The organism is Arthrobacter sp. 92 (genome assembly GCF_050260325.1).
Classification (GTDB): Bacteria; Actinomycetota; Actinomycetes; order Actinomycetales; family Micrococcaceae; genus Arthrobacter.
This window is the reverse complement of the sequence record NZ_CP189863.1, coordinates 3579279-3603760: the sequence shown is the minus strand read 5'-3', so window position 1 is coordinate 3603760 and position 24482 is coordinate 3579279. Positions and strand designations below refer to the sequence as shown.

Here is a 24482-nt window from a genome sequence, read left to right as displayed (position 1 = left end):
ACTGATGTGCGCGCATCGCTGAGCCTCAAGCAGGCGAGGCGGATCGCACTGGCAGCCCAGGGCTTGGACAAGGTACGGCCTGCCGGACCCGTGACTTCACGGGCGGTGGGCCGTACCTTTGCCCAGCTCCACCTGGTCCAGATCGACTCCGTCAACGTGCTGTCCCGGAGCCATTACCTGCCGTTCTTCTCACGGTTGGGGAACTACGACCGCAGCATCCTCCACCGCATGGCCGCGATCCCGCCCCGCCGCATGATGGAGTATTGGGCCCACGAGGCAAGCTTCATCCGCCCCGAACATTTCCACGATCTGGTGCAGTGGCAGAACCGCAAGTGGGTGGGCGCCTCGGCCATGGACCCAGAACTACGGCATGGCGTCGCATCCCGGGTGCTGCGGGAACTCGCCGCGGGCAAGCCCCTGACCGCAGCCGAGCTGACAGCCCGCCTAGGCCATGTGGAAGACAGGCAGAAGGAGAACTGGGGCTGGAACTGGAATGCCGTGAAGCGCGTCCTGGAGCACCTTTTCGAAGAAGGACTCGTTTCTGCGGCGTCGCGCACAGACTCCTTCGAACGCCGTTACACGCTGACGTCAAAGGTACTGGCTGTCGGCCGGCCACCAGAGGGACAAGCCGTGGATCCGGAGGCTGCGATGGACAGGCTCATTGACGCCGCCGCCCGCGCTCACGGAATTGGCACCGTGCGTTGTTTCGCGGATTACTTCAGGACCCCGATGCGGGCAGCCGCCGTTTCTGTGAGCCATCTTGTGGAAGCCGGACGGCTTGAACCCGTCACGGTGGCGGGCTGGGACAAGCCTCTCTACCTGCACAAGGAAGCTCGGATACCGCGCACGGCAAATGGCCGTGCCCTGTTGAGCCCTTTCGATTCGCTGGTCTTTGAACGCCGGCGGCTGGAGGCTCTATTCGGCTTCCACTACCGGATAGAAATCTATACGCCTGAACCCAAGCGCCGCTTCGGCTATTACGTTCTGCCGTTTCTGCTGCGCGACAGGATAGTGGCGCGGGTGGATCTCAAAGCGGACCGCGCCAACGGCCGTTTGCTTGCCAAAGCCACCCACGCCGAACCGGACGACCCTGAAGATACCGCCGTCGAGCTGGCCGCTGAACTCGAACTGATGGCCCAGTGGCTGGGCCTGCAGGATGTGGTTGTCTCGCCGAGGGGAGATCTGGCTGCCGCGCTCGCGGACGCCCTTTCCGCCCGGCGAACTGTGTATCCGCTCTCAGGGAACAGCGCCACCGCGCCGTGCGTCTCTCCCGTAGACTAAACAGGGCCAGAATTCGGCAGCTTGAGACTGGGAGCAACTTCACGTGGCATCACTTATCGAAAAACTTCTGCGTACGGGTGACAAAAAAACCCTGCGGCAGTTGCGGAACTATGCCGATTCCATCAACGCCCTGGAAAGCTCTTTCAAGACCTTCACGGACGCTGAGCTGCGCGAAGAAACCGACCGTCTCCGGGAACGCCACCAGGACGGTGAGCAACTCAATGACCTCCTCCCCGAAGCCTTCGCGGCCGTCAGGGAAGCATCCTCACGAACTCTTGGACTGCGCCACTTCGACGTGCAGCTCATGGGTGGTGCCGCACTTCACCTCGGGAACATCGCCGAGATGAAGACCGGTGAAGGCAAGACGCTGGTGGCCACCGCTCCGGCCTACCTGAACGCCCTCACCGGCAAGGGCGTTCACGTTGTCACGGTGAACGATTACCTCGCCGAATACCAGTCCGACCTCATGGGACGCGTCTACCGCTTCCTCGGCCTGAGCAGCGGGTGCATCCTGTCCAACCAGGACCCTTCCGTGCGCCGGGAACAGTACGCGGCGGATATCACCTACGGCACCAACAACGAATTCGGCTTCGACTACCTGCGCGACAACATGGCGTGGGACAAATCCGAACTGGTTCAGCGCGGCCACAACTTCGCGATCGTCGATGAAGTGGACTCGATCCTCATCGACGAGGCGCGAACGCCGCTGATCATCTCCGGCCCGGCACAGGGTGACACTAACCGCTGGTACAGCGAATTCGCCAAGGTGGTGCTGCGCCTGCAGCCCGACGCCGACTACGAGGTCGACGAGAAGAAGCGCACCGTGGGTGTTCTCGAGGCCGGCATCGAAAAGGTCGAGGATTACCTTGGCATCCACAATCTCTACGAATCCGCCAATACACCCCTGATCGGGTTCCTGAACAACGCCATCAAGGCCAAAGAGCTGTTCAAGCGGGACAAGGACTACGTCATCCTCGACGGCGAGGTCCTGATCGTGGACGAGCACACCGGCCGCATCCTTGCCGGCCGACGCTACAACGAAGGCATGCACCAGGCCATCGAAGCCAAAGAAGGCGTCGAGATCAAGGCCGAAAACCAGACCCTCGCCACCGTCACTCTGCAGAACTACTTCCGTATGTATGACAAGCTCGCGGGCATGACCGGCACGGCCGAAACCGAAGCCGCCGAATTCATGAGCACCTACAAGCTTGGCGTGGTCGCAATCCCGACCAACAGGGACATGCAGCGCATCGACCAGCCGGACCTTGTCTACAAGAACGAGGCCGTGAAGTTCGACGCCGTGGTCAAGGATATCACTGAGCGCCATGAGAAGGGCCAGCCTGTCCTGGTCGGCACCACCAGCGTTGAGAAGAGCGAATACCTGTCCCGCCTTCTGGCCAAGGAAGGCGTCCGCCACGAGGTCCTGAACGCCAAGAACCACGCCCGTGAAGCTGCAATCGTGGCCCAGGCCGGTCGCAAGGGTGCCGTGACCGTCGCGACCAATATGGCGGGACGCGGTACTGACATCATGCTCGGCGGCAACGCCGAGTTCACAGCTGTCGCGGAGCTCGCCAAGCGCGGGCTGGACCCGGAAGAAAACTCGGAAGAGTACGAGGCCGCGTGGCCGGCAGCATTTGAAGCCGCCAAGCAGGCCGTGAAGGACGAACACGAGGAGGTCCTCAACCTCGGCGGCCTCTACGTCCTCGGCACGGAGCGGCACGAGTCGCGCCGCATCGATAATCAGTTGCGAGGCCGCTCCGGACGTCAGGGCGACCCCGGCGAGTCCCGCTTCTACCTGTCACTGACAGATGACCTGATGCGCCTGTTCAACTCCGGTGCCGCCGAACGGCTGATGAACAGTTCGGTGCCTGACGACGTCGCGCTGGAGTCCAAACTGGTGTCCCGCGCCATCGCTTCGGCTCAGGGCCAGGTGGAAGGCCGCAACGCAGAACAGCGCAAGAACGTGCTGAAATACGACGACGTCCTGAACCGCCAGCGCGAAGCGATCTATGGGGACCGCCGCCGTATCCTTGAGGGCGATGATCTCCACGAGAAGGTCCAGTTCTTCCTCGAAGACACCATCAACGCCATGATTGACGAGGCCACCGCCGAAGGCACCGGCGATGACTGGGACTTCAACCAGTTGTGGACGAACCTCAAGACGTTGTACCCGGTGACCGTCACAACCCATGACGTCATCGATGAGGCCGGCGGCAAATCCCGCATCACGGTGGACTTCCTGAAGGAAGAAATTCTCTCGGACGCCAAGCTGGTTTACCAGGCCCGCGAACAGGCCATTGGCTCCGAAAGCATGCGTGAGCTGGAACGCCGCGTGGTGCTCTCCGTCATCGGCCGCAAATGGCAGGAACACCTTTACGAGATGGATTATCTCAAGGAAGGCATCGGCCTTCGCGCTATGGCCCAGCGGGATCCGCTCGTGGAGTACCAGCGTGAGGGTTTCATCATGTTCCAGGCAATGATGGAAGCCATCCGCGAGGAAAGCGTCGGATTCCTCTTCAACCTCGAGGTTGAGGTCACCCCGGCCGAAGACGTTGTGGTGGCCGACGCCACAGGGGAACACACCGAACACCACGAGCCGCAGATCAAGGCCGCCGGGCTGGAAGCTCCGGAGAAGCCGGCCCAGCTCCAGTACACGGCTCCCGGTGAGGACGGCGGGACCGAGACCCGAATCGAGGCCAAGGCGTCCGGCCGGTCCGGCAACCCGGCCAAGGCGGCGCAGGAACCCGGTCGCCGCACGGCCGCCAAAAAGAAGCGCCGCTAAGACAGCACCGACCGGCTGCTTGCGATGTGGCAGGGCCCCTGGTCCGACAAATAATTACGGCAGTGCATCCAAGCCGAAAAGGGACCGGAACTGATGTTCCGGTCCCTTTGCTGTTCCGCTTTCTTCTGCCAGAGGGTGCAGCTGTTGGCTCCGTGGGCCGCCGTGGCCTCGAGCTTCGAGCATTCCGCCTCGAGCAACTGCTGTTCAGCCGATCTCCAGGGCCGTCACGCGCCACACCTGGTGGCTTCGCTCCAGCCGCATCGCTACCGCGCGAACGCGAAGTTCGTCCACCACCACCGCGCTTGCCTCATAGATGCCGGCCGACACCTCACAGGCACGGACGGATGTGACTGCCGGGTTCCGGTGAAGCCGCGGAATGCCTCCGGCCGGCGCCTGCACCGCCCGCCGGGTCAGCTCCGCCCGGTGCTGGAGGGAAGCGAGGCAGCGCGGATCCAGGCGCCGGGCCAGCTGATGAACCGGGCGCGTGCCTGCCAACACCTCGATGGCTGCCTGGACGGTTCCGCGCGCCACTGCACACACTTCGCGCGTCTCATCCACAGCCCTCAGCGGCGTCACAGCCGTCAGCGGCACGTGCGCGACGCGTTGTGGCATTGACGCCGGGCCGGTTCGGTTCAAATCCAGGGCACTCATGATGATTCCTCTGTTTGGTGGTGGATAGGGCAGGACTAGTGGACTCAGTCTGTGGCGGGGGGATGGAGCACCTGCCCCGGGAGTAGAACATTGGGGTTGCCGCCGATGATGACGCGGTTGGACTCGAACCAGCGCGGCCACTCCATCGCGATGTCGACGCCGGTGGCACTGGGCCCAAGATGCCGGGCGGCAATGCTCCACAGTGAGTCGCCCGCCATTACCGTCACGCTGCCAGCTTCAGGGTCCGGTCCGTGGAGGGCCGTCCGTACCGGACGGCCCGACAGCGGGCCCGGGTCCACCAATGGCGCGCTCGGTTGCCACTGTGGATTGGTGACGGTCCCGGCGCCAGGTCTGGGCTCTGGCGTCGGCGCCCACGCGGTGGACCGGGCGGCGACCGATGTCGGCCGCCAGACCGGATCATTGGGCATCGGCGCTGCATGGACCACCGGAGCTCCGATGAGCTGCATTCCCACTGCAGCCAGTGCCAGCCGGCGCATGAAGGCCGGGCTGAACCGGCCTGCGGCCGCCCCCGCTTTTCTATTTCCGGTTCGTTCCAGCGCTGCGGCCACAAGGGCCGCCGCCAGGGAAAGGATCCACCACGTCACGACGACGAGGCCTGAGGCCGTGGCGAGAAACCCCATAAGATCCTCAAATGAGAGGGACTGGTGTCGCGCTGCCGATCCCCGCGTGCGCTCAATCAGTGTGCCGCCAGTGACAGCCAGAAAGAGTCCCAGCAGCAAAATGGTGGTAGCCAGTGCTGCGTCGGATCCAAGATGGCGTTCCGGGCGCGCTTTCATAACATCTCCAGACCGGGCGTTTGATGCTGTTTGATGCAGTTTGATCTAATTGAGTCAATCTTGAACCCGAGCGCGAGGTTTGTCTAGTCGTTTGTTTTAAAAGATTCGGGATTGACCCCTGTATGTGTCCGCACCTACATTGGCGGCATGCGCTGGGACGCTCTCTTTGACGACATGGAGGCGCAGCTTGCCTCCAGGGACTTGCTGGATCTGGAATCCGAAGTCGCCGAAAGATGGCGGGCGGATATCGCCGGAGTGGATTTGGCTGACAGGTTGCGTGGATCCATGGGTCTCCGTGTCGGGGCCCACCTCACGGCGGACCTGGTGTTCGAAGGCACGTTGAGCCATGTTGGCGGCGAAAGCCTCGTGCTCAATGACGGGCCGCACCAGGTGCTGATTCCCTTTGAGGCGGTGGCCCGGTACCAGGGCCTGGGCCGGCTTGCCGTCGCGGAACCCTCAAATGTGCGTCGGAAACTCGGACTCGCCAGCGCCCTTCGCGGCCTGGCAAGGGACAGGGCTCATCTCCGGGTTTTCCTCAGGTTCCAAGGAGGCGGCGAAGCGGCCTTAAGCGGGGTGATCGACCGCGTGGGCCGTGACCATTTCGATCTGGCCGTAACGCATCCGGGCGAGGCCCGCCGCGCCTCTGACGTGAGCCGGACTGCCACTGTCCCCTTTGGCCGCCTGGCCGCGCTGAAATCACTTCGCTAAGGCAGGTTGGGTTCTCGTTCCAGCGCCGCCCTATTGGGACTTGGACTTCGATTCTTGAATCATGCGGCTGGCTTCGGCGTACCGCTCTTCGATGTACTGTTCCAGCATTTTCTCCTCGACCCGCCATTGTCCCCGTCCGCCCACTTGGATTGCCTTGAGCTCCCCGCTCCGGACGAGGGCATAAGCGGCTGGGGAGTTGATCTGCAACTGCTCGGCGACGTCTGCGAGGGTTAGGAATCGGGGCATATATCCATTTTGCCACTGACCTTGGCGCATGAGGCGTTTATCCACAGTTTGGGCCCGTTTGATTCCGGGACTTTCGATCTGGCCCTTTTGCCGTGACAATGAGGGGGTCCGGCCCAAGCAGCCGGGGCATGTGGTCGGTCAGTGCAACGGGGGGAGCGTGGCGCATGAGTGCCAATACGGCGGCTGCGGGGGCCAGGCTGAAGAAGCCATCCTGGAAGGATCCACGCCTCCTGCTCGGAGTCCTTCTCGTCCTCGTGTCGGTGGCGGGCGTTGTTTCCCTGGTCGGCGCCGCCGACCAGACCACCGAGGTGTATGCCGCCAGGGGACCAATCGCTGTCGGGGAGCGCCTGGGCGCAGAAAACGTCAGCCGGGTGAAAGTCCGGCTCGGCGACGTCGAAGACCGCTACATCACGGCAGAGTCGGGACTGCCGGAAGGCGTTGTCGCTGTTCAGCGTATTGGTCCTGACCAGTTGGTCCCGAGGGAAAGCCTCGGGAAACGGGATGCGCTTAACCGCAAGCCAGTGGCAATTACCGTTGACGAGGCCCTCCCTGAACAAGCTGTGGCAGGCTCGCGCGTGGACGCCTGGGTGGCGCTCCCGGACGCCCGAAATGGTTTCAGCGAACCGAAGCTGCTGCTCCCCGGCGCCGAGATTGCCCAGGTTACCCCCGGCTCGACGGCGCTCGGGTCTTCCCGGTCCACAGTGGTGCTGGTTCTCGTCACGGATGAGCAGATGCCCAAGCTGTTGGGCGCGCAGGCCAACAAAGCGAAGATCTCGGTTGTCTGGAACCCGGGAGGAGGATCTCTTTGAGTATTCCCGTGGTGACTGTCGGGCAGTCCAGCGAGGACCTTGTTGGCGGCCTGGAGCGTCTCCATGGACCAGTGACGGTAGTGCGGCGGTGCTCGGAACTGGCAGAGCTGCTGGCCGCGTGCCAAAGCGGCCTCGCCCGCGCAGCCGTCGTGGCCGAAGGAAGTGAGGAGCTGACTGCCACCCTGGTCGACCGGCTGGCAGCGGTGGGCGTGGTGATCATCGCCTTGACCGACAGCCCCGGGGAAACTGAACGGCTGCGAAGCATCGGCGTCGATGCGACCCTTACCGGGGTGGATTCAGCCGCGCTGGCCGCAAAGATTTCGGATGCCGTGGCCCAACTGAACGGACCTGCGCCGCGGCGGTCTTCCGTCGCCGCCTTTGCCGACACCGGTGCGGCCATCCGCACCGCCTCAGGGGAGCCGGACGTGGTTCCGGTGACATCCGGCGAGGGCCGGATCATTGCCGTCTGGGGCCCGGCCGGGTCCCCGGGCCGTACGCTGGTCGCCTCCAACATCGCTGGGGAACTCGCCGCGTCAGGAAGGTCAGTGCTGCTTGTGGATGCGGACAGCTACGGCGCAAGCGTGGCGGGCAGCCTCGGCCTTCTTGATGAATCGGCTGGACTTGCCCAGGCCTGCCGCCTCGCGGATCAGGGTCAATTGAGCGGTGAGGCGCTGTTGCGGGTAGCGACACCCATCGCCATCCGGTCGGGGACGTTCCGGGTCCTGACGGGAATTACCCGTGCCGACCGTTGGACTGAGTTGCGTGCGTCGGCCCTGGGCCTGGTGCTCGAAAGGGCCAGGGAAATTGCCGACGTCATCGTGGTGGACACAGGCTTCTGCCTTGAGGCGGATGAGGAACTCAGCTTCGACACCGCCGCGCCGCGGCGGAACGCCGCAACGCTTCGAAGCCTGGAAATGGCGGACACCGTCTACGCGGTCGGTTCCGCGGACTCCGTAGGGGTTCCTCGCCTGGTCAGGGCTCTTTCGGAACTGGACGCCGCCGTCCCCCACGCCGCGCCGAAAGTCGTCCTGAACAAGGTCCGCGCGGCCGCCGTCGGGAGGTCCCCGGAACGTCAGCTCAAGGACGCGTGGGAAAGATACGGTCCCGCTGCAGGCATCGCCGCCTTCCTGCCATCGGATAACGCAGCGGCGGACGCGGCGCTGCTCTCGGGCTCTCTCCTCCTGGAGGCGGCCCCGCAGTCCACGCTCCGCCATGCCATCGCGGAAATGGTCTGTGCACCTGTCCAGCGAAAACGCCGATCCTCTGTCCTCTTCTCCACAGCAAAGCGCCGGCTAAACGGTTAGGCTCGCCATAAGGGCTGCAAAGGTGCGGCTATGAACTTGTGATGGAGGCGTTTGTCGATGTCGTCTGGGTCCAGCGTGGAGGATCAGTCCGCTTTGATGGGGGCCCGTGAGGGTTACCTCGGAGATTACTACGAGCACCTCGCGGAAGAGGACTCCAGGCAGTATTCGCAGGAGCTCCTGGCAACCCGTGCCGAAACGCATCGTTCGGTTGCTGACGTTCGACTGCCCGGCACAGCCAATATCAAGATCGTCGACGAGGCGGACCGCAGCGTTGTCTACATCGTCACAGATGACATGCCTTTCCTTGTGGACTCAGTGAACGCGGAGCTTGTCCGGCAGAACTCCGCCATTCATTTGGTGCTGCATCCCTTGTTCGTCGTTACGCGCAACCGCGAAACCGGAAAGCTGGTCAAGGTCGACAGGGTGCCCTCGAGCATCGGCATCTCCAGCGGTGACACCGCCGCAATGCCGAGCCTGTCCCACCTGATCGCCCGGGGCGACAACGCTTCCCACATGGAGTCCTGGATAGCCGTCGAAATCGGCCCGGCCAGCGCTGAGGCGCACGAGCGGCTCATCGAAGGGCTCGAACGTGTCCTTGGCGACGTCCGCGCAGCTGTCGAGGACTGGCCGAAGATGCGCAACAAAGCGCTCCAGATCGCCCAGGATCTGGACAAGGTGGCCACCCCGGACCAGATCGCCGAACTGCGTCAGGCGCAGGAGCTCCTCCGGTGGCTGGATGACGGCAACTTCACCTTCCTTGGCTACCGCGAATACGATCTCGTCAATGTGGACGGCGAGGACGTTTTGGAACTTCGCGAAGACAGCGGTCTGGGCCTGTTGCGCGACGGTGCCGACAACCATCACGTCCAGCACCTCACCCTCGCCGGGCGCAAGAAGGCGCGCGAAAAGCGCGCCTTGGTCATCACCAAGGCCAACTCCCGTTCCACCGTGCACCGGCCCGCGTACCTCGACTACGTCGGCGTTAAGAGTTTCGACGCGGCCGGCAACGTCAACGGCGAGCAGCGGTTCATCGGTCTCTTCGCCACCAGCGCTTACGCAGGTTCCGTGCGGGACATCCCGGTGGTGCGCGAGAAAGTGGAAGCGGTCCTGCGCGGGGCAGGGTTTCCACCGCACTCGCACTCGGGCAAGGACTTGCTCGGTATTCTTGAGACCTACCCGCGCGACGAACTGTTCCAGATCGAAATCGACGACCTCGCCGCCACAGCCACCGGGATCCAGCGGCTACAGGAAAGGCGCCGCACGCGACTGTTCCTGAGGCCGGATATCTACGGCCGGTTCATGTCCGCCCTTGTCTACCTGCCCCGTGACCGCTACACGACCAACGTCCGGCTCCGCATTGAGCAGGAACTGCGCGAAACCTTCCACGCGGTGTCCATCGACTACGAGGCGCGGATGACGGAATCGGCCCTGGCCCGCCTTTTCTTCCGGATCCGGCTGCCCAAGGACGCTGATGTCAGCAACGTCAACACGGCGGAGCTCGAAAAACGGCTCGTCAGGGCCGCCCGGTCCTGGAGCGAAGGCATCACCGAAGTCCTGCGCGCCAGCGCCGATGATCACCGGAGCAAGGAACTGGCTGCCGCCTGGGCCGAGGCGTTTCCCGCCAGCTACCGCGTTGACTACGAGGTTGAGGATGCCCTGACGGACATTGCCCGCTTCGAGAAATACGGTGCGGCAGTCGCAACCGCCGAGAACGGCGCCAAGGAGCGGCCGGGCGTCCACGTCTACCTTCCCGAAGGCGCGGGCGCCACGCTCGAAGAGGACGCCCGCGTCAAGCTTTACATGCTGGAACCCAAGAGCCTTAGCCAGATCCTGCCGTACTTTCATAATCTCGGTCTTGAAGTCCTGGATGAGCGGCCCTTTGAGATTGAGACCGCGGACAAGCGTGACTTCTTCCTCTATGACCTCGGGCTCAAGTACCCGGCCGGGGTGGCTCCCCTGCAGACGGGGCAGCTTCTTGCCGAATCCTTCGGGGCCGCTGTATCCGGGGACACGGAGTCGGACAGCTTCGACCGCCTGGTGCTGCGTGAAGGCATGCACTGGCGCCAGGTCGTCGTGCTCCGCGCCTACGCCAAGTACATGCGCCAAATGGGCAACACCAACTCGTTCGGGTTCATTGCGGACACTCTCCTGGCCAACCCGGACGTTACCCGGGCACTGAGCGCACTGTTCGCAGCGCGCTTCGATCCGGCCCTTGATGACGACGTCCGCACCAAACAGCAGGCGGAAGTCCGCACGGAGCTTTCGGCCGCCATCGAGCAGGTTGCCACCCTGGATGCCGACCGTGTGCTGCGCACCTTCCGGAACCTGATCGAATCCACACTGCGGACCAACTTCTACCAAAACAAGCCGCACCTGAGCTTCAAACTCGATCCCGCCGCCATTGACGGCCTGCCGTTCCCGAGGCCAAAGTACGAGATCTGGGTGTATTCGCCACGTGTTGAGGGCGTGCACCTCCGGTTCGGAAAGGTGGCCAGGGGCGGGTTGCGGTGGTCTGACCGCAGGGAGGATTTCCGAACCGAAATTCTTGGCCTCGTTAAGGCGCAGACCGTCAAGAACGCGGTGATTGTGCCCACCGGCGCCAAGGGCGGTTTCTTCGCGAAGCAGCTTCCGGATCCTGCGGCGGACCGGACGGCCTGGATGGCTGAAGGCGTGGAAAGCTACAAGACGTTCATCCGTGGGCTCCTGGATCTCACTGACAACCTGGTCACCACGCCTGACGGCGAAGCGGTGGTACCTCCGTCCGGCGTTGTGCGCCATGATGACGACGACTCCTACCTTGTGGTCGCGGCCGACAAGGGGACGGCCACTTTCTCCGACATCGCCAACGGTCTTTCGGCCGAATACGGCTTCTGGCTTGGGGACGCTTTCGCGTCCGGCGGTTCCGTCGGGTACGACCACAAGGCCATGGGCATCACCGCCCGGGGCGCATGGGAGTCCGTCAAGCGGCACTTCAGCGAGCTGGACGTGGACACGCAGTCGGACCCGTTCACGGTGGTTGGCGTGGGTGACATGTCCGGTGACGTTTTCGGCAACGGCATGCTGCTCTCGAGGCACATCCGCCTTCTGGCGGCCTTCGACCACCGTCACATCTTTCTTGATCCGAACCCGGATGAGGCCGTGTCCTTCGTGGAGCGCCAACGGCTCTTTGACCTGCCGCGCTCTTCCTGGGACGACTATGACAAGTCCCTCATCAGCGAAGGCGGCGGCGTTTTTGGACGCCAGGCCAAGGTCATCCCGGTGTCGACGCAGGTCCGCGCGGCCCTGGGACTTCCGGAGGGCACCACGCAGCTGAGCCCTCCTGAGCTGCTCAGGGCGATTCTTCTGGCTCCCGCCGATCTTCTCTACAACGGCGGGATTGGAACCTACGTTAAGGCCAGCACCGAAACGCATGCCGAAGTTGGTGACAAGGCCAACGACGCTATCCGTGTGGACGGGCGCGACCTGCGTGTCAAGGTGGTCGGCGAGGGCGGCAACCTCGGCATGACCCAGCGCGGCCGCATCGAGGCAGCCTTGCAGGGAGTCATCCTCAATACGGATGCCATCGACAACTCGGCCGGCGTCGACTGCTCGGACCACGAGGTTAACATCAAGATCTTTGTGGACAGAATGGTGGCCGCTGGCCGGCTTGATGCCGCAGACCGCGCCGACTTCCTGGCGTCCATGACGGACGAAGTGGGCAGGTTGGTCCTTGAAGACAATATCGACCAGAACATTCTGCTTCTCAATGACCGCATGAGGGTAGCCGAGTGGAGCCCCAGCTATGAACGGATGATGGATTGGCTGGAAAAGCGCGCGGACCTGAAGCGGGACCTCGAGGCGTTGCCCACAACCGAGTCGCTCCGGGAACGGCTGGAGCAGGGGCAGGGGCTTACCTCCCCGGAACTGTCGGTCCTCGCGGCCTACGCGAAAATCGAACTCGCGACGGCATTGCGCCAGAGCGACCTCGCCGATGACCCCTGGTTCAAGGACACCCTGAGGGCGTACTTCCCCCAGCAAATCCGGGAGAAGTTCGACGCCGAACTGGACACCCATCCGCTGCGGCGTGAAATCATCGCCACCGTCGTGGCGAACGACATGATCAATCTGGGCGGCATCACCTTTGCCTTCCGGGCTATGGAGGAGACCTCCGCCAGTGAGGCCGCGGTGGCCAAGGCGTTTGTGGCATTGCGTGAGATCTACGGGCTGAACATTATGGTGGGCGAGCTCAACGAGCTTCCCGCTTCGTTCCCGACCGAACACTGGAGCACCGTCCACCTCGATATCCGCCGGCTTCTTGACCGGGCAGTACGATGGCTCATTGGCCAAGGCGGTGCGTCCCAGCCGATCTCGGAGATCGTGGGGGAGTTCAAACCGCTGATGGATCCGATGCGCGCACGGTTGCTGGAGTACCTGCGCGGCGAGGACCGCGCGCGTGTGGCGGCCTGGCTGGAGAAGGCGCGCGGCTGGGAACTCCCCGAGGACTTGGCACACCGCTGGGCCGAGCTGTTCGAAAGCTTCGTTCTCCTGGACATCGCCAAGATCGCGCACGTCAGTCCCGAGCCGGTGGAAGGCATCGCTCACGTCTACTACACGGTGTTCGACCGTTTCCAGGTGGACTCACTCCTGGAGCGGATCACCAAGTTGCCCCGGCGGGACCGGTGGCAGGCCCTCGCGCGGGCGGCGCTCCGGGATGACCTCTACTCGACGATCTCGGACATGACGACGTCGGTGCTCGAATCCACGCCTCCGGGAACGTCCGCGGAAGACCGGGTCCGCGCGTGGGAGGGGCTTAACGCCGAGCAGCTTGGCCGGGCCAAGAGCATGTTCGACGAGGTCAACTCGCTCGAAGCCGACGATATGGCCTCACTGTCGGTAGCATTGAGGCTCTTGAGGTCAATCGTCCGACGCTAGAGGGGACTTGCCCCGGCGTCGTAAATGGAGGTGCAGTGGCAATCTTTACGGACCCCATCAGGGAGCACGCTGATTTCGGGCCGGGGGACGCCGAGTGGCTGCACCTCCTTGTGGGTGACTGGCAGATGGTGGCTGATCTCGCCTTCGCGGACCTTGCGTTGTGGTTTCCGCATCCTGAATTCGGCTACGTGGCGCTTGCCCACGTCCGCCCCTCCACCACCCATACGGTGTTTCACGCCGATTTCGTGGGGGAGGGGATCAGGTCGGACCTGCAGCCCCTGGTGGACAAGGCCTGGGCCAGCCGGGGCATCGAGCGCTCCAGCGAAACGAACTGGAGCAGCGATATGGCACTGCGGGTCGAGGCCGTTCCAATGGTCAGGAATGGGCGGACCCTGGCGATCGTCACCTCGCACATGGACCTGTCCAGCTCCCGGATGCCCTCCAGGCTCGAACTCACCTACCGCCAGTGTGCCTACGATCTGCTGCGGATGGGCACCTTGGGCCTCTGGCCCGATTTCGCCTCTCCCACCGGCTCGCGCCGCGGCGCCCCACGAGTGGGGGACGGGCTGATCCGGCTGGATGCCGAGGGCATCGTGCAGTACGCAAGCCCGAATGGCGTTTCCGCTTTCCGTCGGTTGGGAGACGGTGAGTCACTGGAGGGCAGGTCGCTGGCCGAGGTTACGGCCGGCCTGTTGAGGGACCGCCGGATGGTGGACGAAACACTGCCCCTCGTGGTAACTGGGCGCATGCCGTGGCGTAGTGAAATCGAATCGCGCGGAGTGAGCCTTTCCCTGCGCGCCATTCCCCTGCGTGACGAACAGCAACGGTTCGGTGCCCTGGTTCTCTGCCGCGACGTCTCCGAACTCCGCCGGCGTGAGATGGAGCTCGTCACCAAGGACGCCACCATCCGGGAAATCCACCACAGGGTCAAGAACAACCTCCAGACGGTGGCGGCGCTGCTGCGAATGCAATCACGGAGGATGGTCAGCGATGAGGCCAAGCAGGGCCTCGAGCAGGCCATGCGGCGGGTTGCCACCATCGCTCTCGTTCACGAAACCCTGTCCCAGGGCCTCACTCAGAGTGTCGACTTCGACGAGCTGATCGCACGCCAGTTCCGTTTGTCCGCCGAAGTCGCCTCGCCGTCGCAGCAGGTCAAGACAGCCAAGTCCGGGCTCTTCGGCGAGCTGCCCAGTGACTTCGCCACCCCGCTGGCCCTCGTCATCAATGAATTGGTGACAAACGCTGTCGAACACGGACTTGCAGGGCGCGCCGGAACAGTGTGGCTCCTGGCGGACCGTTCCGAATCCGATGAGGGCGAGGAACTGCTGACAGTGACCGTGGCCGATGACGGCGTCGGGCTGCCCGAGACCCCCCATGTGGAGGGACTTGGGCTCCAGATCGTGCGGACGCTCGTGACGAGTGAGCTCGGCGGCTCTATTCAGTGGAAGCCGCGCGAGGGCGGCGGCACGGCAGTCCAGATCGTCTTGAGCTTGATCAAGCATTAACTTCCCGGAGGGAAACACCCGGGAACGGCAGCCGGCGAGCCCGCCGCCCGGAACCAATGCCGCCCGGAACCAATAAGGAACAAAGAAAGGGCCGCGGACTTAAAGTCCGCGGCCCTTTTCTACAAGAGAAGTTGTCCTAAGAATCCGCTGTCGCTAAACGGGAATGTTCAGCCCGGCGAAGGCAAATTGCGTTGAGGTCAGGAGGCGCGGCGCGCCCGCGCGGCCCGGCGCTTCAGTGCCCGGCGCTCGTCCTCGCTCATCCCACCCCACACGCCGGCGTCCTGGCCGGATTCCAGGGCCCACTGCAGGCAGGTATCCACCACCGGACAGCGGCGGCAGACACTCTTCGCTTCCTCAATCTGCAGGAGCGCGGGCCCGGTGTTTCCTACAGGGAAAAACAGCTCCGGGTCCTTGTCGAGGCAGGCCGCGCGGTTACGCCAATCCATGCTGATCAGTCACTCCATTCCTGGGAACTCGTTAAGAGACCTCTTGTGAAAATATTCACTAGAAGTTACATAGGAAAGGGGCCCTGTCGGGCCCCCTTGGTCATCTGAATTAAGCGTGTCATGTTAACGCTGTGTAAACAAGGGGTAATCGTGTAAGAAGTGCCTCTAGAGCATGAGCGATATGTCACATTGATCGCCGACGCCGTCCCCGGTAGTCGACTATGTCCGGTAGGGTGCCAGTGTGTCAAGACCCCCAGTCAACTCCTCCTCGTCCGTTCCCGAACCAAATGGAGAAGGGTCCACTGGGCCTGCGGAGGCGGTGCCCGGCACCGGCCCCGCCACGACGCGCCCTACAGCCGTCAGTCTCCTTGCCGTGATCGTGGCGGCCGAGGCCACGGCTCTGCTGGTCGCAGCGGGCTGGTACGGGTTCCAGCTAGTAAGCGGAGCGCCGGTGTTGTCCTTCTGGGGAGCCGTGTTTACCGTTGCCCTCCTTTTGTCTTTTTCAGCCTGGCTCTTTGCCGTGGGACACTTCCTCTTCCGCGGATACCGCTGGCCACGGGCCGGAGCGCTGGTGGCGCAGCTGCTGGTGCTGACCATTGCCGTTCCGACCCTCACGGGCGGATATGTGGCCGCCGGGCTGGGAATGCTGATTCCGGCGGTGGCCGCCATCGTGTTGCTTTTCCGGAAGAGTGTCATCCGTTTCGCCTCACGCGCCGGGGGGACCCCGCCAGCGCTGTAGCCGGGCGTTTCGTGCCTGCTGCCAGTTGAACGGGGAATGCCCGTCCTTCGGAGATGACGACGGCTCTGCCGACGGGCGGGTGTGCATCCACCTCGAACCGGAGGCCGAAGAAGTCGCCGTCCATGATGGTTCGAGGCGCGATAAGTATGCCGTTGCCGTGGTTTCGGGCGTAGGCGGCGAGTGGCACACGCTGCGTCAGCATCGGACTAAAACCGGCTGTCAGGACCACGGCACTTCCCATCCCGTGAAGTTCCAGCACATGGCGCCCGGTCTCGGGGGTCAGAAGATCGGCGTCGTCAACGAGCAGGATGGTCCGCCGCCGGTTCCGCGAGGTGCCCGTTTCCGTCCTTGCTTCTGCCACGGCTTCCGCCCAGTAGTCCTCCGCGGATTCCCCTGGTGCGGGGCCGAGCCAGTCGCCGGCCGACGGGTTCAGTTCGGGAAGGGCTGCGAGCAGCGAGCTTTTCCCTGTAGCCGGACCGCCCAGTACCGCGAGAACGCTTCCGGCCGTCAGCGGGAGTGAGATCGGGACCAGCTCGTCGCCGCCGATCCCCACGAAAATGCGACGGGTCCCGGGTCCGCGCCAGGGCTCTACGATGTCTTCGCCGCGTTCCGGAGCCTGGGCCGCTATCCGTTCCCCGGCCAGCAGGAGGCGGACTTCAGCCGCGCTCACCTTTGCAGGCAACGGTTCGATGCGGAATGGCGCCACTTGGGCTTTCTTCGGCTCTTTGGCAGCCCGAGGAGGGTCCGCAGCGGCCGAATAGAACTGTGCAACCGACGGTGAACTGGCCACGATGGCCCCGAAAACCACCGACCGTGCTTGCACGGGAGGCGTCGGCGGCATTCTTGGCCACGCCAGTCGGCTCTCTTCGGTGGAGCCGGTGGGGAAATACGCGCGGTTTTGAACGGCTGCGAAGAATCTTGACGTCACCAGTTCCTTGTCCCCGGAGATCAGGACACTGATGCCGGCCTTGGCCCCGTCCCGGACGATGTCCTGGACCAGGTCTTCCGCCCATGCCAAGGGCCCGCCGCGCAACGCAGAGATCCAGGATCCCCACCCGGACACGACAAGCACAAGTGGAATGCGGGACTTCGTGGCCGCTCCGCTGAGCCGCAGCGACAGTTCGTGGGCGACTCGCTCCAGGACCCGGACGCCGCGTCTGAGCTCGTTCAGGCCGGCCACGGCACCAACCCTTGGTTCCTCGCACGCCGTGATGAAGCTGCCGTCCGCATCGAGCACATACAGGTGCGACTCCAGATCATGTTCCATCAGTTGCTGGACAGCCAGTCCCATCGCAGCGTGCGCGCCGCCGGTTCCGCCAATGAGAGCCAGATGACCGTGCTGCGAGGGGAGCCAGATCAGTGGTGAGACCCTTTGCTCTTCAGGCTCATCGGTCAATCCCAGATTCACGGACCAGGCGCATGGTGTGCCGGACACCGGGTCCGGCACGCGGGGGTTGTCCCCGCACAGGTCTGGCACCGAACGAGTTCCGGGGAAAGGGAGATTGCTCGGCAAAGGCCCCGCGACGGGCCGGCGCGCGGGAGCACCTCCGGCGGTGGACCACAGCGTCACGAGCGATTCAGCGATGGGGATGGTTCCCGGGCCGGGGCCCCGCGTGGACGCAGCCGGCTGTTCCCGGGAGCTCCCGGCTGGGGATGCTACTGCGTCCACGGCGAGCCGCACCGTGATTGGCAACATGCAGGCCGTCGCGCCCGGCCCGGGCACAGAGGCCGTTTGGAACTCGCTGGCGGATTCCGTGCCGCGTGCGAGGTAGGCCCTGCCTGGCGTGGTCAGCGCAATGTGGGCGGCGGCCTTCGAGCTGATGATGTCCGCGGACTCGTGTTCGGACTGTACGCGGAGCGCAATACTCGTCGTGACGTTGGCGCGGATGTCCGCACTCAGCGCGCCCTGCGGGCGCTGCGTGGCCATGATCAAGTGGATTCCCAGTGAGCGCCCGATGGCCGCGATCCTCATCAGTTCAGTCAGGGCTTCAGGGGCTTCCTCCACGAGCATCCTGAACTCATCAATGACAAGGATGAGTTGGGGAAGTGGTGTCACCTTCGCGGCGCTGGTTCCGCGGTAGGCGGCAAGATCCGGGGACCGGGTAGCTGCGAGCTTCTTCTCCCGGCCGCGGATTTCCGATCGTAGTGAGAAGAGGTAGCGTTCGAGTTCGTGCGTGGACAGATCCGTGAGCATGCCAACGCAATGGGGAAGACCGGTCAGTGGTCCCAGACCCGAGCCGCCTTTGAAATCAATGAAGAGGAAATTTATCCGGTCCGGCGGATAGCTCAGGGCAAGCGCAGTGATCAGCGTGCGCAGGAGTTCGGACTTACCAGAGCCGGTGGTGCCGGCAACCAACAGATGCGGGCCGTCAGCTTCCAGATCGAGCAGTTGCGGGCCTGTGGACGTGAGGCCCAGAGGAACAGGCAGCCCCGGTCTCAGGTTTCCCCCTGACCAGCGGAGCAGTGTTTCCGTAGCCGACGTCGGAAGCAGGTCCGGGAGGGAACACGTAGAGGGAATACCTGATGATCCCCGCGAGCGCCGGTCAGCAGAGGAGGCCATCTGCCTGCAGTATCGGTCGAAAACCTGCGCCGGTACAAAATCCGGGATGAACTGCGTGCACCTGCCGCCCTCGGACATCCGGGCTGAAGGCCCGCCAAGACAGATGTCCGTTCCTGAGGCGCCCATGGAGATGTCCCCGCATCGGATAACCTGCCACCCGCGGCTGGTGGCAGTGGCTTGTAAGGCCGACGGGTCGTTGACCGGCGCCGAGGCGTCGATCAGGATCAGCACTCCGCGCTCGCAGTCCGGTCCTGGCGCTGCCGCCAGGAAAGCCTCGCACGCCTCCTCGTCGGAGGACAGGTGGACCCTGTCGAGGAACCTGGCGGCCAGCGGGAGGTTCTCGGGTGCGCCGTGGATGAGGACCGGCGTCCCGGCTGCCAGCGGGTAGCCGGTGAGTTGCATGATGACGAACCGGACAAGTCCCATCACTTCGAGCCGCGGTCCTCTTATGCTGGTGGCCCCGGCCGTTCCACAGGTGACGGGTAGCGGGCCTGGTACCGGCGCCTTGAACTCCGGGTCAGGGGGATCCATGCCGATGTTGGCTGGTTGGACCGCAAGTCCGAGCCGGAGCCAAAGGGGCTGAGCGGCCCCGGGCTGGCGCGGCGGGACCGGACCGCTGGCCGAAGCTCCGATGACCAGCTCGGCGGCGGACGGCGCCGCCCGCCGCCGTCGTTCCTCGTCGGTGCGCGCCGCGGCAGAAATTGAGGACTTCAGCTGCCGGTGTTGCCGCCTTCCGGCCATGGCCGGGATGACCGTGGACAATGCGGTGAAGCCCAGGAAGATCCACATTCCGGTAGCGACGGCCAGGCCGACTCCGATAACCAGCGGGAGCACTGCGGTCAGCAGCACAGCCGTCCTCCCGCCCGTGTGGGGCGGCCGCGGAATCCTCAAAGGCTCCGCCACGGAGGCGCCGGCCGCTTCCAGATTCCGGTCCGATGCGGAAGGCTCCGGTCCGAAGAAGAGCGACAGGGTCGAATTGCCGCAACTGATCAGGGAGTCCGTGGACACAGTTGCGTGCTTGATCTTCCTGCCGTCCACGAGGGTTCCGTTCACGCTGCCCAGGTCCACAAGGCCCACTGCTGTCTGCGAGACCTCCAGCCGCGCGTGTTCCCTCGACATGGCGGGATCAGCGATGACGATTTCCGTCCCGCTGCGGCCAATGCGGTACGTGCCACGTTGGAGGGGCACGATCATGCCGGCCGCCGGACCGCTGTGTACGAGGAGCATCAAGGGAGAGCCGCCCGGGTCTCCATGGGACGTATGAAGGGGTACTTCGCCGTCGACCAGTACCGCGCCGTTGGTCAAAGGATTGACGCCCAGGGGCACGGACGGGAGTGCCACACCGTTGACGGTCAACGGGCCAGTGCCGAACTGGGCCGAAAGTGCCTCCTGCAAGGCATCGCCAAGGGTGCCCGGCGGCGCCTCGATGGTGAGTTCGAGCGGCGGCGCGGGGCTGCCGGAGGATGGACCCCGGACCAAGGTGCAGTGGAGCGTCATCGGCTGGTATCCGTTCTGCGGGCGGCGGTTTCAGATCACGTTAGCGCGGAGGCGGCAGGCCCGGCCGGCGCATTAGAGGCTATGTGGACAACTCCGCACGGGAGCCTGGATTCGCTGGAGCCCGCATAGTCTCGGGTAGGCTAGAGCAGCAGACAATGCTCACTATTGGGCTGCCCGCATTCGAACCAGGAGATTTTGTGACCGCTGACCTCGTTATCGTAGGGTCGGGCTTTTTCGGCCTGACAATCGCAGAACAGGCCGCCACTGAGCTCGGCTTGAAGGTCGTCGTTCTCGACCGCCGGCACCATATCGGAGGCAACGCCTACAGCGAAAAGGAAGAGCAGACCGGCATTGAGGTTCACCGCTACGGTGCCCACCTCTTCCACACCTCCAACGAGCGCGTGTGGGAGTACGTCAACCGGTTCACCACCTTCACGAACTACGTGCACAAGGTCTACGGCGTGCACAAGGGCGAGGTTTATTCGCTACCCATCAACCTGGCCACGATCAACCAGTTCTTCCGCGCGAATATGACCCCCGGCGAGGCGCAGGCCCTGATCCAGGAGCAGGCCGGAGAACTCGCGGGCACCGACCCCCAGAACCTCAACGACAAGGGCATCCAGCTCATTGGGCGGCCGCTGTACGAGGCGTTCATCAAGCACTACACCGGCAAGCAGTGGCAGACCGATCCCAAGGATCTTCCGGCGGGGATCATCTCCCGGCTCCCGGTCCGTTATAACTACGACAACCGCTACTTCAACGACAAGTACGAGGGCCTCCCGACCAACGGCTACACGGCCTGGATCGAAAAGATGGCGGAACACCCGAACATCGAAGTCCGGCTCAACACCGATTTTTTCGACGAATCCCACCAATACAGCAAGGACAAGGTGGTCGGCAACATTCCGGTGATCTACACCGGGCCGGTGGACCGTTACTTCGACTATGCCGAAGGTGACCTGTCCTGGCGCACCATTGACTTCGAAGAGGAAGTCCTCGACGTCGGCGACTTCCAGGGCACGTCCGTCGTTAACTACAACGACGCGGATGTCCCGTACACGCGAATCATCGAACCGCGCCATTTTCACCCCGAACGCGAATACCAGAACGAGAAGACCGTCATCATGCGCGAGTTCTCCCGTGCCGCGGAAAAGGGCGACGAGCCGTACTACCCGATCAACACCGCCGCCGACCGCGAACGCCTGCTGAAGTACCGCGACCTCGCGGCCGCGGAAAAGGACGTGCTTTTTGGCGGCCGCCTGGGCACGTACAAGTACCTCGACATGCACATGGCCATCGGATCGGCGTTGACCATGTTCGAGAACCAGATCCGCCCGCATTTCGAGGGCGGCGAAAAGCTGGAAAGCGGAGGCGTCGACGCATGAGTGCGGCCACGGAATCCGAGCTGCAGAGGGTCGTATTCCCCCCGCCGGGCGAGCTTGACGCCATCGAATTGTATGTGGATGCGGGCCGGGAGCTCGGCCTGCACCTCGTGGAGGACGACAGCCTCTACCGCAGCCCCAAACTGCCGGAGAATAAGCTCCACGTGGTCGGATCCAGCCCGGTTGAGGCCCACCACGAGGACTTCCTCTCGCGCACGTCGATGATGATCCGGCCGGGGCAGCACGTCTCGTTCGGCACGTACTTCAATGCCTTCCCGGCCAGCTACTGGCGCCGGTGGACCACCGTCAGCTCGATCCAGCTCAAAGTCCGGACCGAAGGCGCCGGCAGTGTGATCGTCTTTCGCTCCAACGCGCGCGGCGTCCCCCAGCGACTCGAATCCATCCACGTCGACGGCGTCCAGGACCTGACGCTGGATCTCCCGCTGGAGACTTTTGGCGACGGTGGCTGGTACTGGTTTGAGATGGTTGCCGGCAAGTCCGAGCTCCAGCTCCTGGAGGCATCCTGGAATACCAAGGACACGCCTGCCATCGCCGCCGGCGAAGTGGCAACCATTCAGATCACCACCATGAACAAGCCGGACTTCTGCATCGACAACGCCAGGATCCTCGCTGCCAATCCGCACGCGCTGGGCAGCGTGAAGGAGATCCTGGTCGTGGACCAGGGGAGCAAGAAAGTTTCGGCTGCTCCGGGCTTCGACGAAGTCCGCCAGCTCCTTGGGCACAAACTGCGGATCGTGGACCAGGACAACCTTGGCGGCTCCGGCGGCTTCTCGCGCGGCATGGCGGAGGCGGTCCACAATGGAAGCGAATTTGTCCTGCTGCTCGATGACGACGTGGTGGTTGAACCGGACAGTGTTGAGCGCTTGATTGCCTTTGCCCGCTTCAGCAAGAAGCCGACCATCGTCGGCGGCCATATGTTCGACCTCTACAGCCGCACCACTTTGCACACCTTCGGTGAGGTGGTTGATCCGTACCGGCTTAGCTGGGTCAGCCCCGACACAGACATTGAATACCGCCATGACTTCCGGCAGCGGAACCTCCGCCAGACCCCCTGGATGCACAGGCGCGTGGACGTGGACTTCAACGGCTGGTGGATGTGCCTGATCCCCACGGCTGTCATCAAGGAAATTGGGCTGTCACTGCCGGTCTTCATCAAGTGGGACGACGCCGAGTATTCCCTGCGCGCCAAGGAAGCGGGGTTTCCCACCGTTTCCCTTCCGGGCGCCGCCCTATGGCACGTTTCCTGGATCGACAAGGACGACTCCCTTGGTTGGCAGTCCTACTTCCACGAACGCAACCGGCTGATTGCGGCGTTGATCCACAGCCCGTTCCCCAAAGGCGGACGCGTGTTGCGCGAATCGTTCCAGAACAACGTCAAGCACCTGATCTCCATGCAGTACTTCGCCCAGGACGCGCGCATTCTGGCGCTCCGGGACGTGCTGCGCGGCCCGGGCCAGTTGCACGCGGAGCTGCGCACCAAGCTCGCAGAGGTCAACGAGCTGCGTTCGCGCCACTCCGAGGCCCAGATCCGGGCCGACGTGGACGACTTCCCGGCCGTGGGCCTTACCCGCGGAGGACGCGGCGGGGCTGCGCCGGGAATGCCGGCCAAGAAGGACCTTGCGAAATGGGCCGCCAAGACGGTGCTTCGCCAGGTCTTCCGGAAGCCCGAACCCCAGAGCCTGGAGCGCCCGCAGGCCCACCTTGCCCACAGGGAAAACAAGTGGTGGACCCTGTCCAAGTACGACAGCGTCCTGGTGTCCAACGCCGAAGGAACCGGTGTTTCCTGGTACCGGCGGGATCCGAAGCTGCTCAAGAGCAAGATGGTTGAGGCATCCCGTCTGCAGGCCCAGCTTTTCAACCAATGGGAAAGCCTGTCTGAGGAATACCGCAAGGCGCTGCCCGAGATCACATCCCTGAAGTCCTGGGAGGCCAGCTTCGGCGCCCCGGTGGGTTCCCAGGTTAAGGAACGAAGGTAGATGGTTCCATCCGAGGAGCTCATTAAACCCGGGCACGGCCGAGGCCTGTTGGATGTTTACGCCAACCGCTTCCTTCTCAAGCTCCTGGTCCGCAAGGAGATCAAGATCCGCTACCGCGGGTCCGCGCTCGGCTTGTTGTGGTCGTACGTCAAACCCCTGATGCAGTTTCTGATCTACTTTGTGGCGCTGGGTATTTTTCTGAACCTGCAACACGGAACGCCGAACTATGCCATTTACCTGTTCTCCGGGATCGTCTTCGTCAACTTCTTCACCGAGTCGCTGGGCAATGCCACCCGCTCGATCGTTGACAACCGGGATCTGATCCGGAAGATCTACCTGCCCCGCGAGCTTTTTCCGGTGGCCACAGTATGGGTGTCTGCTGCACACTTCCTGCCGCAGGTGGCTGTCCTGGTAGGAGCGTGCCTGATCGCCGGCTGGGCGCCGTCCGTGGCGCAACTGGCGGTCGTCGTCGTCGCTTTCGTGATGGTGGCAATTCTCGCGACGGGTCTGGGTCTGTTGTTCGGCGCGGCCAACGTGTACTTCCGCGACTCCGAAAACATCGTGGACATGATCCTGATGATCGTCACCTGGGCATCTCCGGTTCTCTATCTCTGGACCATGGTGGAACGCGTAATGGGGCCCTGGTACTGGATCTACCAGCTCAATCCGCTGACGGTGGGGGTGGAAATCTTCCATTGGGCCTTCTGGTATCCGACCCTTCAGCCCGAGCAGATTCCCCTTGCCCCGCTGCCTCCGGACCTGGTCGGCTTCTGGCTGCCGGTGGCTATCGGCATCTCGCTGTTGGTTCTGTTCATCGGCCAAATGGTGTTCCGCAAGCTTGCCATCCACTTCGCCCAGGAGCTCTAG

At 63.7% G+C, this 24482-nt stretch carries 16 protein-coding genes; 11 read left to right on the top strand and 5 right to left on the bottom strand.

Going from position 1 to position 24482, the window contains the following annotated elements; translation table 11 throughout:
- The first annotated feature begins 6 nt into the window (after positions 1 to 6).
- Together ACP4XC_RS16715 and secA are read left to right on the top strand one after the other, a co-directional pair.
- Positions 7 to 1281, top strand: a complete 1275-nt coding sequence (locus ACP4XC_RS16715; RefSeq protein WP_427171598.1) for a winged helix-turn-helix domain-containing protein — start codon at positions 7 to 9, stop codon at positions 1279 to 1281.
- Between the two features lie 43 nt (positions 1282 to 1324).
- Positions 1325 to 4063, top strand: coding sequence for a preprotein translocase subunit SecA (secA, locus tag ACP4XC_RS16710; protein WP_427171596.1), 2739 nt, complete (start codon positions 1325 to 1327; stop codon positions 4061 to 4063).
- A gap of 204 nt (positions 4064 to 4267) precedes the next feature.
- On the opposite strand, the gene ACP4XC_RS16705 is transcribed toward secA, so the two are convergent.
- Both ACP4XC_RS16705 and ACP4XC_RS16700 read right to left on the bottom strand, forming a co-directional pair.
- On the bottom strand, positions 4268 to 4714 hold the full coding sequence (locus ACP4XC_RS16705) for an Rv3235 family protein (RefSeq protein WP_427171594.1): 447 nt from the start codon (positions 4712 to 4714) through the stop codon (positions 4268 to 4270).
- A gap of 44 nt (positions 4715 to 4758) precedes the next feature.
- Positions 4759 to 5511 carry a LysM peptidoglycan-binding domain-containing protein gene (locus ACP4XC_RS16700; RefSeq protein WP_427171592.1) on the bottom strand — a complete coding sequence of 251 codons (753 nt, stop codon included), beginning with the start codon at positions 5509 to 5511 and terminating at the stop codon, positions 4759 to 4761.
- Between the two features lie 111 nt (positions 5512 to 5622).
- On the opposite strand from ACP4XC_RS16700, the gene ACP4XC_RS16695 reads away from it, so the two are divergent.
- On the top strand, positions 5623 to 6219 hold the full coding sequence (locus ACP4XC_RS16695) for a hypothetical protein (RefSeq protein WP_427171590.1): 597 nt from the start codon (positions 5623 to 5625) through the stop codon (positions 6217 to 6219).
- 30 nt (positions 6220 to 6249) lie between these two features.
- On the opposite strand, the gene ACP4XC_RS16690 is transcribed toward ACP4XC_RS16695, so the two are convergent.
- A complete protein-coding gene (locus ACP4XC_RS16690) occupies positions 6250 to 6465 on the bottom strand; it encodes a helix-turn-helix domain-containing protein (RefSeq protein ID WP_427171588.1) in 216 nt (71 codons plus the stop codon).
- A gap of 164 nt (positions 6466 to 6629) precedes the next feature.
- Here ACP4XC_RS16690 and ACP4XC_RS16685 point away from each other — a divergent pair, with 164 nt between their 5' ends.
- From ACP4XC_RS16685 to ACP4XC_RS16670, 4 genes are read left to right on the top strand one after another with little or no spacing between them, the layout of a single operon-like run.
- Entirely contained in the window at positions 6630 to 7274 is a 645-nt protein-coding gene (locus ACP4XC_RS16685) for a hypothetical protein (RefSeq protein WP_427171586.1), read from the top strand.
- On the top strand, positions 7271 to 8578 hold the full coding sequence (locus ACP4XC_RS16680; protein WP_427171584.1) for an AAA family ATPase: 1308 nt from the start codon (positions 7271 to 7273) through the stop codon (positions 8576 to 8578). Before ACP4XC_RS16685 ends, ACP4XC_RS16680 begins: the two co-directional genes overlap by 4 nt.
- Before the next feature lie 57 nt (positions 8579 to 8635).
- Positions 8636 to 13489: an NAD-glutamate dehydrogenase gene (locus tag ACP4XC_RS16675; RefSeq protein WP_427171582.1), complete on the top strand. Its 4854-nt coding sequence runs from the start codon at positions 8636 to 8638 to the stop codon at positions 13487 to 13489.
- A 35-nt stretch (positions 13490 to 13524) separates the two neighbouring features.
- Positions 13525 to 14994: a sensor histidine kinase gene (locus tag ACP4XC_RS16670; protein WP_427171580.1), complete on the top strand. Its 1470-nt coding sequence runs from the start codon at positions 13525 to 13527 to the stop codon at positions 14992 to 14994.
- A 197-nt stretch (positions 14995 to 15191) separates the two neighbouring features.
- Here the strand turns inward: ACP4XC_RS16670 and ACP4XC_RS16665 are convergent, their stop codons facing one another.
- Positions 15192 to 15440 (bottom strand): WhiB family transcriptional regulator, encoded by a 249-nt coding sequence (locus ACP4XC_RS16665; RefSeq protein ID WP_003804966.1) that lies wholly within the window; start codon positions 15438 to 15440, stop codon positions 15192 to 15194.
- 319 nt (positions 15441 to 15759) lie between these two features.
- Between ACP4XC_RS16665 and ACP4XC_RS16660 the strand changes: the two genes are divergently transcribed.
- Positions 15760 to 16179, top strand: a complete 420-nt coding sequence (locus ACP4XC_RS16660) for a hypothetical protein (RefSeq protein ID WP_427175140.1) — start codon at positions 15760 to 15762, stop codon at positions 16177 to 16179.
- On the opposite strand, the gene ACP4XC_RS16655 is transcribed toward ACP4XC_RS16660, so the two are convergent.
- Positions 16133 to 20236 carry an FtsK/SpoIIIE domain-containing protein gene (locus ACP4XC_RS16655; protein ID WP_427171578.1) on the bottom strand — a complete coding sequence of 1368 codons (4104 nt, stop codon included), beginning with the start codon at positions 20234 to 20236 and terminating at the stop codon, positions 16133 to 16135. The genes ACP4XC_RS16660 and ACP4XC_RS16655 overlap by 47 nt on opposite strands.
- 197 nt (positions 20237 to 20433) lie before the next feature.
- On the opposite strand from ACP4XC_RS16655, the gene glf reads away from it, so the two are divergent.
- The 3 genes from glf to ACP4XC_RS16640 are packed head-to-tail and all read left to right on the top strand — an operon-like array spanning position 20434 to position 24482.
- Complete coding sequence (gene glf / locus ACP4XC_RS16650) at positions 20434 to 21621, top strand: UDP-galactopyranose mutase (RefSeq protein WP_427171576.1); 1188 nt, start codon at positions 20434 to 20436, stop codon at positions 21619 to 21621.
- On the top strand, positions 21618 to 23615 hold the full coding sequence (locus ACP4XC_RS16645; RefSeq protein ID WP_427171574.1) for a glycosyltransferase: 1998 nt from the start codon (positions 21618 to 21620) through the stop codon (positions 23613 to 23615). The genes glf and ACP4XC_RS16645 overlap by 4 nt, the downstream gene beginning before the upstream one ends.
- Positions 23616 to 24482, top strand: coding sequence for an ABC transporter permease (locus tag ACP4XC_RS16640; protein ID WP_427171572.1), 867 nt, complete (start codon positions 23616 to 23618; stop codon positions 24480 to 24482).

Coding starts and splice junctions, on each gene's coding strand:
- ACP4XC_RS16665 (WP_003804966.1), bottom strand. CDS start 15,440: ATGGATTGGCGTAACCGCGCGGCCTGCCTCGACAAGGACCCGGAGCTG.
- ACP4XC_RS16705 (WP_427171594.1), bottom strand. CDS start 4,714: ATGAGTGCCCTGGATTTGAACCGAACCGGCCCGGCGTCAATGCCACAA.
- ACP4XC_RS16700 (WP_427171592.1), bottom strand. CDS start 5,511: ATGAAAGCGCGCCCGGAACGCCATCTTGGATCCGACGCAGCACTGGCT.
- ACP4XC_RS16690 (WP_427171588.1), bottom strand. CDS start 6,465: ATGCCCCGATTCCTAACCCTCGCAGACGTCGCCGAGCAGTTGCAGATC.
- ACP4XC_RS16645 (WP_427171574.1), top strand. CDS start 21,618: ATGAGTGCGGCCACGGAATCCGAGCTGCAGAGGGTCGTATTCCCCCCG.
- ACP4XC_RS16685 (WP_427171586.1), top strand. CDS start 6,630: ATGAGTGCCAATACGGCGGCTGCGGGGGCCAGGCTGAAGAAGCCATCC.
- ACP4XC_RS16675 (WP_427171582.1), top strand. CDS start 8,636: ATGTCGTCTGGGTCCAGCGTGGAGGATCAGTCCGCTTTGATGGGGGCC.
- ACP4XC_RS16655 (WP_427171578.1), bottom strand. CDS start 20,236: ATGACGCTCCACTGCACCTTGGTCCGGGGTCCATCCTCCGGCAGCCCC.
- ACP4XC_RS16640 (WP_427171572.1), top strand. CDS start 23,616: ATGGTTCCATCCGAGGAGCTCATTAAACCCGGGCACGGCCGAGGCCTG.